12 protein-coding genes are annotated in these 15,294 nt (G+C 53.4%); 5 read left to right on the forward strand and 7 right to left on the reverse strand.

Going from position 1 to position 15,294, the window contains the following annotated elements:
* Positions 1-321 (forward strand): TrkA C-terminal domain-containing protein (locus INT19_RS03340; RefSeq protein WP_319022177.1); only part of this gene is annotated, 321 nt, incomplete at its 5' end.
* A 52-nt stretch (positions 322-373) separates the two neighbouring features.
* Here the strand turns inward: INT19_RS03340 and INT19_RS03345 are convergent.
* From INT19_RS03345 to INT19_RS03375, 7 genes are all read right to left on the reverse strand, one after another.
* The gene (locus INT19_RS03345) at positions 374-1,096 is read right to left on the reverse strand and encodes an anti-sigma factor (RefSeq protein ID WP_193059717.1); all 723 of its coding nucleotides are present in this window, start codon (positions 1,094-1,096) and stop codon (positions 374-376) included.
* Positions 1,093-1,674, reverse strand: coding sequence for a sigma-70 family RNA polymerase sigma factor (locus tag INT19_RS03350; protein ID WP_319022178.1), 582 nt, complete (start codon positions 1,672-1,674; stop codon positions 1,093-1,095). The genes INT19_RS03345 and INT19_RS03350 overlap by 4 nt, the downstream gene beginning before the upstream one ends.
* A 174-nt stretch (positions 1,675-1,848) precedes the next feature.
* Positions 1,849-2,373: a DUF3455 domain-containing protein gene (locus tag INT19_RS03355; RefSeq protein ID WP_089037954.1), complete on the reverse strand. Its 525-nt coding sequence runs from the start codon at positions 2,371-2,373 to the stop codon at positions 1,849-1,851.
* A 159-nt stretch (positions 2,374-2,532) separates the two neighbouring features.
* Positions 2,533-3,648 carry a sn-glycerol-3-phosphate ABC transporter ATP-binding protein UgpC gene (gene ugpC / locus INT19_RS03360; protein WP_193059718.1) on the reverse strand — a complete coding sequence of 372 codons (1,116 nt, stop codon included), beginning with the start codon at positions 3,646-3,648 and terminating at the stop codon, positions 2,533-2,535.
* Positions 3,636-5,330: an alpha-amylase family glycosyl hydrolase gene (locus tag INT19_RS03365; RefSeq protein ID WP_193059719.1), complete on the reverse strand. Its 1,695-nt coding sequence runs from the start codon at positions 5,328-5,330 to the stop codon at positions 3,636-3,638. The genes ugpC and INT19_RS03365 overlap by 13 nt, the downstream gene beginning before the upstream one ends.
* A gap of 152 nt (positions 5,331-5,482) precedes the next feature.
* Complete coding sequence (malT, locus tag INT19_RS03370) at positions 5,483-8,188, reverse strand: HTH-type transcriptional regulator MalT (protein WP_193059720.1); 2,706 nt, start codon at positions 8,186-8,188, stop codon at positions 5,483-5,485.
* Positions 8,189-8,319: 131 nt separating this feature from the next.
* The gene (locus INT19_RS03375) at positions 8,320-9,843 is read right to left on the reverse strand and encodes a carbohydrate porin (protein WP_193059721.1); all 1,524 of its coding nucleotides are present in this window, start codon (positions 9,841-9,843) and stop codon (positions 8,320-8,322) included.
* 627 nt (positions 9,844-10,470) lie between these two features.
* On the opposite strand from INT19_RS03375, the gene INT19_RS03380 reads away from it, so the two are divergent.
* From INT19_RS03380 to INT19_RS03395, 4 genes are read left to right on the forward strand one after another with little or no spacing between them, the layout of a single operon-like run.
* Positions 10,471-11,742: an ABC transporter substrate-binding protein gene (locus tag INT19_RS03380; protein ID WP_193059722.1), complete on the forward strand. Its 1,272-nt coding sequence runs from the start codon at positions 10,471-10,473 to the stop codon at positions 11,740-11,742.
* 14 nt (positions 11,743-11,756) lie between these two features.
* Entirely contained in the window at positions 11,757-12,743 is a 987-nt protein-coding gene (locus INT19_RS03385; protein WP_038483262.1) for a carbohydrate ABC transporter permease, read from the forward strand.
* Positions 12,743-13,585, forward strand: a complete 843-nt coding sequence (locus INT19_RS03390) for a carbohydrate ABC transporter permease (RefSeq protein ID WP_038483259.1) — start codon at positions 12,743-12,745, stop codon at positions 13,583-13,585. The genes INT19_RS03385 and INT19_RS03390 overlap by 1 nt, the downstream gene beginning before the upstream one ends.
* A gap of 37 nt (positions 13,586-13,622) precedes the next feature.
* Positions 13,623-15,239, forward strand: a complete 1,617-nt coding sequence (locus tag INT19_RS03395) for an alpha-glucosidase (RefSeq protein WP_193059723.1) — start codon at positions 13,623-13,625, stop codon at positions 15,237-15,239.
* The last annotated feature ends 55 nt before the right edge of the window (positions 15,240-15,294 follow it).

The raw sequence follows: 15,294 nt of genomic DNA on the forward strand, positions 1-15,294 counted from the left end.
GCAACCATCGGCAGCCTGCTTACCCACGTCCGCCGCGGCGATATCGTCAATGTACATTCGCTTCGCCGTGGCGCTGCGGAAGCCATCGAGGCGATCGCCCACGGTGATAAGCAGTCGTCCAAAGTGGTGGGCCGGACCATTGCTGAGATCAATCTGCCTGAAGGCACCACCATTGGTGCCATTGTGAGAGGCAAAGAGGTCATGATTGGCCATGGGGATGTGATGGTAGAGAGCGGGGACCACGTCATTCTGTTCGTGATTGATAAGCGGCGCATTCGTGACGTGGAGCGGCTATTCCAAGTGGGATTAACGTTCTTTTAAGCCACTCGGAACTCGCCTGTGATGTCGTTAGCATCGTTCATAATGCTATGCGTTAAATCTCCACCGCGCGGCCAATAAACTCTATCGGGCCCGTTGGTAAACCAGTGGGCGAACCGGTGTCCTCTTCTAGCGTGAGTTCAAAGAGCTGGTTATTTTCAAGCGGCGGTAACTGGTCTAAACGCAGGCGCAGCGGTTGCCCTGGTTCTACTAGGCCAAGTGAAACCGGCGCTTGCCAATCATCTGCCTTGGTCCAGAACTCCAGTGCTTTGCCTTCGGGCACTTCGAAAGCGCCCAACGGGATCAGTTGAATCTCTTGACGGTTGGCGGCCTGTACGACCCACCCGGCTGATTGAGTTTGCGGCGCTAACAGCACCACCATATATTCCGGCGTTGTTGGTGCAGTGGAAACATTGGTCAATATCACGCCCATGGTCACCGCGGCAGCCAAACCAAGGCCGGTAGCGGCGCGCCAAAATGGTAGGCTGTGCACCAAACGGCGTGGCGTTGGTGCCGCCCTTGGAACACGCGCTGATCTTTTCGATGCGGCGTGCATGCTGCGCTCTATGCGCGGCCACAAATAATCTGATGGGGTAACAGGATCAACGATCGCGGTGTAGGGGAAAAACTGCTCTTCCCAGTCAGCCACGATGGTTTGTAATTCTGGATCGTTGGCCAAGCGTGCCTCAAAGGCTTCTCGCTCAGCGATGGGTAACGAACCTAGCACGTACTCCCCTGCAAGTGCATAAAGGTCATCGTTTTCGTTTGAACGCGTCATGACATACACTCCCGCAGGCGAAGTAAACTTCGCTTAATCCAGGCTTTAACAGTGCCTAGCGGCGCGCCGGTGTGTGCAGAAATTTCAGCATGACTTAACCCATCCACGTAGGCATGTAGCACACAGTTGCGGCGCTCGGTTTCCAATTGCTGCAAGCACTCATCCATCTGTTGGCCAGCCTGCCAGTCAAAGGCTTCCGCCGTTGTCGATAATGACTGTTGATAGGTATCATCATCGGCTAGCTCGCCTGGGTCGTTAATATCCACCCTGATTTCTCGGTCGCGCTGGCGAATAGCGTTTAATGCTAAGTGGCGGGCAATACTGAATATCCAGGTACGGGCAGAGCCCCGTTCGGGGTCGAAACTATCGGCTCGCTGCCAGATGTTCAGGCAAGCATCGTGGACAATGTCCTCAGCCATGCCGCGGTCTTTCACAATGCGCATGACAACGCCAAGCAGTCTGGCACCCTCTTGACGATAAAGCTGATGTAGCGCCGCTTGCTCACCACGCGCGCAGCGGGCAAGTGCATCAGCATAATCGAAGTCGTTAGCTATCGTAGACACGCCTATATCAGACACTTGCTAGCTCCCTGGTGACGCGCCGATACAGTCGCCACTACTGTTATCGCCGCTCTTTTGGCTAGCATAGCGGCTAGAGACTCGCGAGACGAGCCTCTAGCCTTACTTAGATGTGTTTCTTGAGAAAAACATTGCTTAGCAAAAGTGCTACTTACCACTAAGCAATAAAAGGACTTAGTTAGCTGTCCAGAAAATATAATCTGCTTGATAGGTGACGACTGCAGTGGCACCGTCATGGCCATCATCGCAAGCCACATCGGGTGCGACACCACCTTGAGTGTTCAGGCGTTGAATGTAGCTAACGCCAGTCATTGCGCCCTCACCTTCCGCAGGATTGGCTTCAACGAGCTGCAACGGGATATTGCCATCACCATTCGCGGCAGTTGCCAACTGAGTGCCGGTAACTTTGGAGCCATCCAACGCTTCCCAAGTAGCAGGCGGGCCATAGTAGCTGCCAACTTGAGCACCATTACTGTCGTTCAGCGCAGCGTGGGGGCCTTTGAATACCCAGCCCATAGTACCGTCACCTTTAGCTTCGCACATGTAGGTAATCGCACCCACACCCACTGTTTCCAGAGCGACGGTATTGCCATCGGGCACTTGAACGTCGGCAGGCGTCATATCGGCCAGCGCAACGTGACTGAAGGATGCAATCAAGGTAGCGGCGAGTGCTGCACGCGTAAGAGGTTGGATAGTCATTTCAGTCTCCTTGGGTTTTGTATCAACCACTACAAAGTGTGGCTGTATAGGGGATACACACGAGGAGACGCTTTGGATGCACTCTTTATAGAAAATAATTAAGAAAAAAGCGCCTAAAAAACTTGAGGCGCTTTTTATGTATATAAATCAGCTGATTAATTATTGACTGACACCATCTACTGCAACCTGTCGGGGGCAGGCATTGCCACTGTGATCAAACAGGTGGCAATGCTGGCCTGCAAGCCCTAAACGCACTGTTTGGCCCTCTTCCAGATGGGTCAAACCATCTAAACGCTGGGTGAGCGGAACGCTAATACCTGCTACCTGCCAATGCGCCAACGTTTCGTAACTCAGCTTTTCCGCCACCATTAAGGTCGCATTCAGCGTGGCTTCTGCCTGCTCTGCGGCGACAAAATCTTCTGCCCGCAGCCCAAGCGTTGCGCTATCCCCTGCCTGAAGATGCTTGCCATTGACCGCCACTGCCAGCGTGTCACCGCTATGCAGACGCACGACTGTTTGACGTTCACCTGGGTCTACCACCGTGACGGGAAAGGTATTAATCCGCGGCGAGCCGATGAACTCGGCCACTTCAAGGGTTTTAGGGAAGTGATAGAGCGAAAGCGGCGCGCCGACCTGGGCGATACGGCCACGGGAAAGCAGCACAATACGGTCAGCCAGCGTCATCGCCTCCACTTGATCGTGGGTCACGTAGATCATGGTGGCGTTCAGGCGCTTATGCAGCGCCGCAATTTGCACCCGCATATCCACCCGCAGCGCGGCATCCAGGTTAGAAAGCGGCTCATCGAACAAAAAAACCGCGGGCTCTTTTACCAAGGTACGGCCAATCGCTACCCGCTGACGCTGGCCACCTGAAAGATCTTTAGGTTTGCGTTCCAGCAGTTCAGTCAAGTGCAACATGTCAGCGGCATGCTGAACGCGACGACGAATCTCGGCTTTATCAGTGCGCGCCAACTTTAAGCCAAAGGCCATGTTTTCCGCCACGCTCATGTGCGGGTACAGCGCATAAGATTGGAACACCATGCCGATATCCCGCTCCTGGGGCGGAATCTCATTGATCCGCTGACCATCAAGCTGCATATCGCCTTCGGTGATGTCTTCCAGGCCTGCGATCATACGCAACAAGGTGGATTTTCCGCAGCCAGAGGGGCCAACGAAGACCACGAACTCGCCATCTTCGATCGTAAGATCGATATCCCGAGAGATTTCTACACCGTCAAAGGATTTACCAATACCGCTAAGCGTTAAACGTCCCATGGTGCATCCTCCTGGGACTGTGGGCAGCAGGCAATCGCCACGCCGTAAGGTGGCAGCCGAAGTTGCCCATCCTGCCACTCGCCGTTTAGCCAAGCAGGCGAACCCTTCAGTGATTCAGCGCTTTTAGGCGCCGTGCGAGTGACGGTTTGGTCGCTAAAATTCAGTGCAATCAGCAGACGTGAGTGTTGATAGGTACGCTCTAAACAGAGCACCTCATCATGCACGGCGTGATAGCGCACCTGGCCTTTTACTAGCGCAGGCTGGGTGCGGCGAAACGCTAAAAAATCACGGTAGGCATTGAGCAACGAACTGGCATCGTTATCTTGCTGATCAACGGCGAGACTGGCGTGCGAATCGGGCACTGGCAACCAGGGCGTGACATCGCTAAAGCCAGCGTGTCGCACGTCAGCTTGCCAAGGGTGTGGCGTTCGGCAGCCGTCGCGGCCTTTATAGGTAGGCCAAAAGGTGATGCCCGCCGGGTCAACCAACTGCTCAAACGTCAGTTCGGCTTCTGGCAAGCCAAGTTCTTCACCTTGGTAAAGGCACACACTGCCCCGTTGGGTAAGCAAAAACACCATATAAAGCCGTAGCTTATCCAGCTGCCCTTCAGCCTGCCAGCGGGTGGCAAGGCGGGTGACATCGTGATTTCCTAGTGCCCAACAGGGCCAGCCGTCGCCAATCCGCGCCTCCATTTCAGTGAGCGTTTTATGCAAATAATCAGGGTCGGCTTTGTCGGTCAGCAGGTTAAAGGAGTAGCACATGTGCAGGCGATTGCCGCCTTGGGAGTATTCCGCCATCACGCCCAGGGCGTCATCGTCACCAACTTCTCCGACACTCGTCGAGCCAGGATACTCATCGAGCAGGCCGCGCAGGCGCTCTAAAAACACCACATTTTCCGGCTGGGTTTTATCGTGCTGATGCAGCTGGTAGCCATAAGGGTTGTCCGGGCGAACACCTAAAAAGCTTTCGGTTACTGCTGCGCGCGGAGGGTTATCCTTGAGCTCGCCGTGGGTGCAGAAATTCACTGCATCAAGACGGAAGCCGTCGACGCCACGCTCCAGCCAAAAGCGCGCTTCTTCCAGAATGGCATCCACCACGGCGGGAGTGCGGAAATTGAGATCCGGCTGACTGGCCAGGAAGTTATGCAGATAGTACTGGCAACGGCGCGTATCCCACTGCCAGGCGCTACCACCAAACACCGACTGCCAGTTGGTCGGTGGCGCACCATCAGGTTTGGGATCGGCCCAGACATACCAGTCTGCTTTCGGGTTATCACGATTTTTGCGGCTCTCTTCAAACCAAGCGTGCTGGTCAGAGGTATGTGACATTACCTGATCAATCGTCACCTTCAGCCCTCTGGCATGAGCGGCCTCAACTAGGCGATCGAAATCTTCCAAGGTGCCAAACATCGGGTCAACACCACGGTAATCGCTAATATCGTAGCCGAAGTCTTTCATGGGCGAGGTAAAAAACGGCGACAGCCAAATGGCATCGACATTTAGCGAGGCAATGTAATCCAGCTTATCGATCACCCCTTTTAAGTCACCAATCCCATCGCGCTGGCCGCCCTTTGCGTCGCTATCCATAAAGCTGCGCGGGTAAATTTGGTAAATCACTGCGCCGCGCCACCAGTCAGCGCCTTGGCTGCCAACGTAGTGGGAAGTAGAAGATGCCTGCATCATTATATTGTCCTTATCATTTCCTGTTGATTGGCATGATGCAGCGTTGATCGTTAGATAAAATCCTCCCCTAGAGGTAGCAGTGGGCGTAGGTATTAGGAGTAGGTGCTAGGAGTAGCCGCTACCGCCGCCCTTAAGCACTGTTTACTCGCCTCTTATTCTCCTTGAATATGCGCCAATAATTGCCCCGCCAGCGCAATGGCTTCATCCCGCCGCCGAATATTCTGTTTTTGATAAAGGCTGCGGATATGCGTTTTGATGGTGGTGGGCGCCACCGATAGCTGTTCTGCGATCTGCTCATTAGAGAGCCCAGCATGAATCAGCCCCAAGATTTGCCACTCTCGGCGAGTGAGTGGCGACGTACGGATAAGTTCAGGCACATCGGGCCGTGCCACAATGTTGGCAATGACTGTCTCGTCCAGCATCAAGCGCCGGGCGCTGCCAAAATCTTTTTGGCGGCCAGCTAAGGTCAACAACCGCTCCGCGCGAGCCTGTTCAAGGGGGGCTAAGCTGTTACTTGCTAATAACGTCGACAGCAGCTCCCCAAGTGGTTTGCCTATCCGTAAAAAGCTGCCTACCAATGCGGTGCGGGAAGCTAAACTGAGTGCCTGCTGTATATGGTTACTTGCCTGAGTGGTTTGCCCCTGATGCCAAGCCACCGCCGCTAAGCACAGCTGGTTGCGATTCGCGTCAGTCACTAATCCTAGCCGCTGGGTATGGTCTTCAAGAGCATCCAGCAGTTCGCGGGCCTCTTCATAGCGCCCCAATAGTGTTAATGCACGGGCATGGTTACGTACGTTGCACTGGGAAAAGTGATTGGTGGCATGCTCGGTAAGTGGTTCTGGCGCTTCTTGGCGCCAACGCTCGACCGCATCCATATCGTGTGTCGATTGCCACCACGCCAACAGCGTTGCATGGGCATTGGCTACCCAATCAATGTGGTAATCCCCTTCTGAGAGAATTTTACGCAGCCTACGAATGTGGTCGGCACACTGCGCTTGGTCTCCCCGGCTCTGGGCGACTTTAGCGAGCTGAATATGGCACTGAAGCGTCCAGCGCTCGCCTTGATTGTCTAACACCGCAATACCTTTCAACGCAGCCTGCTCGGCTTCATCTAAGCGATGCCACTCCCAAAGCACCTGGCTGCGAATGCGGTACAAAAACTCCGCGACCGGCAAATGTTCAAGTTCGGCGCGTTCTAGATGTGCAAAGGCGCGCTCTTGAATATCGTAGGCGGCCTGCAAGCGTCCCTGAGCCACCAGGGTTTCAGACTGATGACAGTATGACCACAGCAGCAGCTGATGATCGTTGCGCTGACGAGCTTGGCGCTCTACTTCTCTAACGCGCTGAAGCGACTCTTCCAGATAACCCAGAACAAAGCGTGCTTCACTAAGAATAGCGGTGGCGGTCAGCGGTGTTGACGCCAGATAGCGAGCAGGCGCCGCGAGCGCTTGCTCGGCAAGTGGCGCTGCGCGCTCAGCATCACCCTGGTTGATCGCCAATTGGGCACGCAATGTGGCAAATTCAGCACTCAATGCCTGCCATTCGGGCTCATCCAGCTGCGCCTCTATCCATCCGATCACTCGTGCCGTGATATCAAACTGAAATTGCCCATGGGATACCCAACCATAGAGCAGCGTATGCTCCGGACGTTTTGAAAGCCGCGGTTCGCCCAACAGTGCAAAGCCTTGCGCTAATAACGCATAGGCACCACTGGCTAATAAGGCGGGGCCCTGCGCGGTTAACAAGCTGGCAACATCCTCTGGCTCCTCGGCTAAGATTGCCTGGCGTAGCGCCATGACCGGATCATTTAGTGCTAACCACGCCTGGCTTGCACGCTGGTGTAACCTTCGCTGAGTGGCTAAATCAAGCTCGTGTCGGCGGTGGCGAAGATACTCGCCAAACAGTCGCTGAAAGCGGAACCACTGGCTATGCGGGTCGGGGCGTTCAATGAATAGCCCAGCTTGCTCAAACGCTTCCAAGCGCTGAGTTAACCGCTCCCCTTCCAACAGGCGCGCCATTAGCTCGGGCGAAAAGCGTTCTAATACTCCCAACTGAAGCATTAACTCTCGCTCTTCAGCAGGAAGCGCGGCAGCGAGCAGTTCATCAAACCAAGCGACAAAATCAGGATGCGCACCGCTTAAACGCTCTACCAGCGCATCAAATCCCGCGCGCGTGGTGGTTCGCTCAACCAGCCAGTTAAGCGCTACAATCCAGCCACCGCTTCTACGCAACGCACGTTCAAGGCTTACTCGGGTGGGCGGAAAACTTAGCTGTTCGGCACACAAGGTGTGTGCTTCTTCGCTGTCAAAGGCCAAGCCATGAAGGTCGATCTCTTCAAGCTCCCCTCTCAATCGCAAACTCGCCAAACCAAGCGCGGGTCGCGAGCGGCTCGCCAGTGTCAAGGTCAACCAAGGCGGCTGATGACGCAGCCAGTGAGCGACACCCGCCAAAATATCGGGATGGGTCACGTGTTCAAATTCATCGACGACGAAACGACACGGGGAACGTTGCTCGGGTAACTCTCCCAACCAGCGTTCAAGCTGCTCGATGCAGTCAGCATTGTCAGCCATGGGCGAAAGCACATAGGTGTCATCGAACAGTTTGTTCAACGCTGCCCGCCAGTAGGTTAGAAAGCGAGCTGGCTGGTTATCACGCTGATCCAACCGTAACCAAGCGGCCTCCTGCTCCAGCGCGGGTAACCGTTCGGCCAGCAGTGTCGTTTTGCCATAACCCGAGGGCGCTGCCAGCACCAGCAGGCGGGTGCGCTCGTTTAAGGCGAAATGATCATTTAAACGTGGCCGGGCCACCACACTAAGCGGCAGCGGCGGAGCCTTTAGCTTTTCTTGGAGTAACGACATCAGCGCCTCCCGATATCAGTGCTTTTACCTAACAAAAAGCCCGCGACACGTCGCGGGCAATCAGCATTGGAGAAACAGTTTTCGCTAGCGAGCAGCGGCTTACGCTTAGAACCTCTGCCTCGAACGTCTGCTTAGAACCATACTTCGCTTTGTATGCCAAAGGTAAATTCACCGCCAGTGAATCCATCGCTACCTAGAGAGCTGGCACCGTAGCTATTAAGGCTCTCGTCCCAGTCGCTGTAAGTCGTGAATAGACGGATCTCAGGACGCTTCCAGAAACCACCTACTTCCGGCTTGAAAGTCGGTGCGATAGTGAACTTCATATAGTCACCATCGACTGCGTTACGATCACTGTAACCCTGTGGATCTAAATCCATCCACTGATAGCTAGCTTCGTACTGCATTTCGAAATTCTGATTGATTTCATTCGCCAGACGTACGTTTAGCGTAGCCCAATCATAACTGTCACCATTGGCGAAACGATCTTCACTGGTTTCAGCCAGTATCGACGGTGCAATACGCCACGTCGGTGCAATGTAGGTCGTTCCGTATAGCGCCAGCCGCGTTGCGGTTGCATCATCCGTCAGATCGCCGTTGCTACCCAACCCTTTAACTTCGGCCCCTAAGCCTTGGCCGTGCAGTACAGCGGCCTTAAAGTTACCTTCGCCCATGCCGAAGAAGCTGTCGCCGTGGTAAGCCACCATGGTATGCCAGCCGGTATCAGCCGCGGCTTGGCCTACGCCAATATCACGCTCATCGTTATCCGCAGCAGACATGCCGTTGACCATGACCTGCCAGTTACCGAAGTAATTATTAGAGGTCAATACGAGGTTATCCGTATCGCTATTTTCTCCATCTAAACCGGGATTTTCACGGTTGACGATCGGATAGTCGCTGAAGCTGCGGCCATAAACTGAAAGGTTACTCTTCCAGTTATCGGCTAGCTGCATGTCGTATATACCGCCACCGGTACCGGCGAGGAAGACAACATCGCTATCTAGCCAATGGATATCAAAGTTATCGCGGTCAAAACGCTTACCGGCCCAAATCGAAGCGTTTTCAAACGCGCCGGTAAAGCTTGGTAAGTCACTAAATTCGGCATACACCTGGCGCACGTTTAGGTTGGTATCGTCACCTACCCAATCGTTGCTGGAATTAGTACCAGCAGCCAACATCGTGGTGTAACGGGCTTTTGCACCGTTATCAAACTGCATGCGGTAGTTCAGAATGGCTTCAGAGTATGTATCCGGCTCGTTGCCCAAACGACCAACGGCACCGCCATTGCCACCCGCGGGTGTTAGATAAGGACCAGCTGGTGCGCTTTTGCCATCTTCACCAATTAGCAGGCCGGAACGCGCATAGACATTAAAGGAGAATCCCTCTTCACCGCTGGATTGGCGCTCTACACGGGCAAGGCGTTCTTCAATATCAGCATTGGTAGCGGGCGCACTTGACGATGGTGCAGCATGTCCCTGCTCAGCTAACTCCGCGCGACGTTCTGCAGCCTCCGCACGCTGCTCGGCAGCCGCAATTCTTGCTTCTAACTGAGCAAATCGCTCTTCCAATGTTGTGTTGGCGCTAGCAGTACCACACAGCCCAAAACTGGCAGCGGCGATGGCAATGGCGAGAGGTGTTTTGAATGTCATTTTGTGCATTGTTTTAAACCCTAATTTATTAAGCCCTTGTTTTTAAAAGCTATACCCTTAAAACCCATGCTCTTAAAAGCTGTATTCCTAAGAGCTGTATTCCAAGGAGCTGTGTTCCTAAGAGCTATGCTTTAAGAAAAGCGTTTTAAAAATCGCTTTAAAAACTTGGCTTTAAATCTTTTATTTTTGAGATTTTGTTGAAAACGTAAGTTTCTGATGCTTTTGCTTTAAACCTTCCTTCGAGCCAAAGCCATCAGTCTGTCGCTTTACTGCACGGATAGCCCACGCTCATCAACACGCCCAACGACTCTCCCACTGAGTGGCGCTAAACGCTGTTCTGCGAACCGAATCCAGCAGATTATATTGCAAAGCAACTACGTTTTATCCCGCTAGATAACGGTAGAAAGAACTTAATCGATTAAGAGGTAGTAAACCAACAAGAAATCACTAATTATCGACCAATGTCTAAACTGTTCACTAGGTTAGAATAAAGTGATGCAACGGCATTAGACAAAAGTCGCTATTGAACTTGTCACGAGGAGACGGCTAACTGGCACCTTACTTAATCGTTTAAGTAGGCGCTACAAGCGCTTTTAACACTCATTACCCATAACAACAAATGCCGAGGAACGCCCTATGAAAAAGACACTACTCACTTCTGCCATTGCTTTGGCTAGTCTCGCTAGCGCCACAGGCTCTGCCCAGGCGGCTGAGTTAACCATTTCTTGTGGAGCTGTTGGTGCGGAACTTACCCTTTGCCAAGAAGGTGTGAGCGCCTGGGAAGAGAAGACCGGCCACAGTGTCGATGTGGTTTCAACGCCAAACTCATCCACTGAACGTTTGTCACTCTACCAACAAATTTTATCCGCCAACTCTAGCGACATTGATGTCATGCAGATCGATGTTGTCTGGCCCGGCCTACTCGCTAATCACCTGCTTGATTTAAGCGAAGTGCTTGGTGAAGACGCCGCGGCAGGCCACTTCGACACCATTGTCACCAACAACACTATCGATGGCCGTCTAGTTGCGATGCCCTGGTTTACCGACGCAGGTGTTCTGTATTACCGCGAGGACTTGCTGGAGAAGCATGGCCATGACGTACCGACTACGTGGCAAGAACTGACCGACATCGCGCGTGATATCAAAGATGCCGAGCGCGCAGAAGGCAATGATCGGATGCAGGGCTTTGTCTTCCAGGGGCGTGCTTATGAAGGACTTACCGTCAATGCACTGGAGTGGGTATCAAGCTTCGGTGGCGGTACCGTGGTAGATCAGAATGGCGAAGTCACCATCAATAACGAGAAAGCTGCTGCAGCGCTAGATTTAGCAGCCTCATGGATTGGCGATATCTCTCCGGAAGGCGTGCTGAACTATACCGAAGAAGAAGCCCGTGGTGTCTTCCAGGGCGGCAATGCCGTATTTATGCGCAACTGGCCATACGCCTGGTCACTGGCTCAAAGCGAAGATAGCGATGTACGTGGCAGCGTCGGCGTTACTCAATTGCCCGCAGGTGGAGAAGACGGTCGAAGTGCAGCTGGCTTAGGCGGTTGGAACTTAGCGGTATCCCGCTATAGCGAACATCCCGAGCTTGCCGCTGACCTGGTCGCTTTCTTAACCGGTGAAGAAGAGCAAAAGCGTCGTGCCATCCAAGCGTCCTACAACCCCACCATCGATGCGCTTTACCAAGATGAAGAGGTACTGGAAGCCGTGCCTTTCTTTGGCACTCTTTACGACACCTTCACCAACGCCGTCGCCCGTCCGTCAGCACCTACCGGGGATGCCTATGGCCGTGTTAGCAATGCCTTTTTCAGCACTTCCCATGATGTGCTTTCGGGCACTAAAACTGGCGCTGACGCCGTCGCTGACCTCGAAGGCGATCTACTCCGCCTGAAGCGTCGCAACTGGTAACCGCGGAGATACCTATGTCGACCTCTTCAAACAACAGCGCGCCCCTGGAGGCGCGCTCAGCCGCAGCGCCAGCGCGTCGGCATCGCGGCACTAAAGTACGCCGTCAGCGAGTCAAAGCGGCTTGGCTGTTCTTGGCTCCCATGCTGATCGCATTAACGTTGGTGGCTGGCTGGCCGTTAATGCGAACATTTTTTCTAAGCTTTACCGATGCCTCACTGTCGGACCTGGGTGCGGCTAATCTAATCGGGTTTGAAAACTATCTGGTTTACGACAATGGCCGCTGGTTCGGGGTTCTTGCTGACCCAGTCTGGTGGCAATCTGTTTGGAATACGGTTTATTTTTCGGTGGTATCTGTCTCTTTAGAAGTCATTTTTGGTGTCATTGTGGCACTGATTCTAAATGCGGAGTTTAAAGGTCGGACGATTGTTCGCGCGGCGGTACTGATTCCGTGGGCAATCCCTACCATCGTTTCTGCACAAATGTGGGCATGGATGCTCAACGATCAGTTCGGCATCATCAATCACCTGCTAATGACGGTTGGGATTATCGACAATCCTATCGCTTGGACGGCTAGCGCTACTTACTCAATGTGGGCCGTCATCATGGTCGATGTCTGGAAAACAATTCCGTTTGTTGCTCTGTTGGTGTTAGCCGCCCTACAGATGTTGCCAAAAGACTGCTACGAAGCCGCAGAAGTAGACGGCATTCATCCCGTGCGTGTGTTCTTCAAAGTTACCCTGCCGCTGATTACACCTGCCTTGATGGTGGCGGTGATTTTCCGCCTTCTAGACGCCCTGCGAGTGTTCGACGTGATCTACGTACTGACGTCTAACTCGACCAGCACGATGTCGATGTCAGTCTATGCGCGTCAGCAGTTGGTTGAGTTCCAGGATGTTGGTTACGGCAGTGCTGCCTCTACCCTGTTGTTCTTGATTATTGCCCTGGCCACCGTTGCTTACCTCTATTTAGGCCGTAACAAAATACAACTAGGAGGTGACTGATGAACCAACGTCAGTTAGCCAAAATTGCCAAGCGCGTCGGCTTTTGGGCCTTAATTGCGCTGATTATGGTATACGCCGTTTTCCCATTTTATTACGCGGTCATTACCTCACTTAAACCTTCCAGCGAGCTTTTCCGGGTTGAACTTTGGCCCTCCAATTGGAACCTGGATAACTATGCGCAGATTTTTAGCCAGTCGAGCTTTATCCGTGCGATTTTTAACTCAATAGTCGTAGCATTTAGCGTTGTTTTCATCGCGCTGCTACTGGGGATCACCGCCTCCTATGCGCTGGGCCGAGTTCGCTTCCGTGGTCGCTCGACCGTCATGCTGGTCATTCTTGGGGTTTCCATGTTTCCTCAGGTTGCGGTGCTCTCAGGCTTGTTTGAGGTGATTCGCGCACTAAATCTCTACAACAATCCCGCTGGTCTCATTCTGAGCTACACCATTTTCACGCTGCCCTTCACCGTCTGGGTACTTACCACCTTCATGAAAGAACTGCCCATGGAGTTGGAAGAAGCCGCCATTATGGATGGCGCTACGCCCTGGATTACGATTACTAAAGTCTTCCTACCGCTAATGTGGCCCGCCATGGCAACCACTGGCCTGCTCGCCTTTATTGCTGCGTGGAATGAGTTCCTGTTTGCCTTAACCTTCACACTCACTGATGCACAGCGCACCGTGCCTGTTGCCATTGCCCTGCTGTCAGGTGGTAGCGCCTACGAGCTGCCTTGGGGGCCAATTATGGCCGCGTCGGTCGTCGTCACCGTGCCCCTGGTTATCTTGGTCATCATTTTCCAACGTCGCATTGTTTCAGGCTTAACTGCGGGCGCAGTTAAAGGCTAAGCGTGGGTGTTATTTACGTTTTATTAAGGATTTATTCATGCAAGACAACCTGACCTGGTGGCGCGGCGGCGTTATCTATCAAATTTACCCGCGCAGCTTCCTAGACAGCCGTGGCGACGGTATTGGTGACTTGAAAGGCATTACCGAAAAGCTCGATTACGTCGCTTCTTTGAATGTTGACGGTGTCTGGCTGTCGCCTTTCTTTACGTCTCCCATGTTGGATTTCGGTTATGACGTCAGCGACTACCGTGACGTTGATCCAATGTTTGGCACCCTGGATGATTTCAAGGCGTTGCTCGACAAGGCCCATTCACTTGGGCTGAAAGTGATGATTGATCAAGTCATCAGCCATACCTCTGAACAGCACGCTTGGTTTAAAGAGAGCCGCCAGAATCGTACCAACCCCAAAGCCGATTGGTTTGTATGGGCAGACCCTAAGCCCGATGGCACACCCCCTAATAACTGGCTATCTATTTTTGGCGGCCCTGCCTGGACCTTTGATTCACGCCGCCAGCAGTATTATCTACACAACTTTTTGACCAGCCAGCCGGATGTCAACTTCCACAACCCGGAAGCCCGTCAAGCACAGCTAGACAACATGCGCTTCTGGCTGGATCTTGGCGTTGATGGTTTCCGCCTTGATACCGTCAACTTCTACTTCCACGACACCGAGCTGCGTGACAACCCACCGGTGCCCAAAGGCGAATCCAAAACCCTGGGCGCTCCAGAGGCTAACCCCTACACGTGGCAGCGCCATGTCTACGATATTAGCCGCCCTGAAAACGTAGATTTCTTAAAAGACTTACGCGCCTTGATGGATGAGTATCCCGGCACTACGACCGTGGGCGAAATCGGCGATGACAACCCACTTGAGCGCATGGCTGAGTACACCGCAGGCGGTGACAAACTACACATGGCTTACACCTTTGACTTGCTCAATAAGCCACGCTCCGCCAGCTATATTCGTCATGTTATTGAGCGCTTTCAGCGCTTAGCGGGCGATGCCTGGCCCTGCTGGGCAACATCCAACCATGATGTTGAACGCAGCGCATCACGCTGGGGTGCTGAAGAAGATCCCATTGCTTATCCTAAAGTGATGCTCGCCATGCTGTTTTCCCTACGCGGCAGCGTCTGCCTTTATCAAGGGGAAGAGTTAGGGCTGCCAGAAGCCGACGTGCCCTTCGAGCGCATTCAAGACCCTTACGGCAAAGTGCTCTGGCCAGAGTTTAAAGGCCGAGACGGGTGCCGCACGCCGATGCCATGGACCGATGGCACCCAGGCAGGTTTCTCGGCCATTGAGCCATGGCTCCCCGTAGAAAAACGCCACCTGCCATTGGCGGTTAGCCGACAGCACACGAACCCTGACTCAACGCTTAACGGCGTGCGCCGGATGTTGGCTTTCCGCCAAACGCACTCCGCGCTGTTTGACGGTGATTTACAGCTGATTGAGGTTGGCGAGGAGTTACTGGGCTTTATTCGTCAAAATGACCAAGACAAAGTGCTGTGTGTCTTTAACCTGACGGGGAATGAGCTGCAAACAGCGCTCCCCTTAGACGTCATCGGTGACCTGGAAGGACACGGCTTCACTACGGCACGTCAAGATAATGTGCTGACACTGCCCGCCTATCAAGCCGCCTTCATGCACGTTGCTTAGTCAAATCAATGGCAATACTCAATAACAACATTCAATAACGATAGTCGGCCCGATA

Source organism: Halomonas sp. 3A7M (assembly GCF_014897875.1).
GTDB lineage: Bacteria > Pseudomonadota > Gammaproteobacteria > Pseudomonadales > Halomonadaceae > Vreelandella.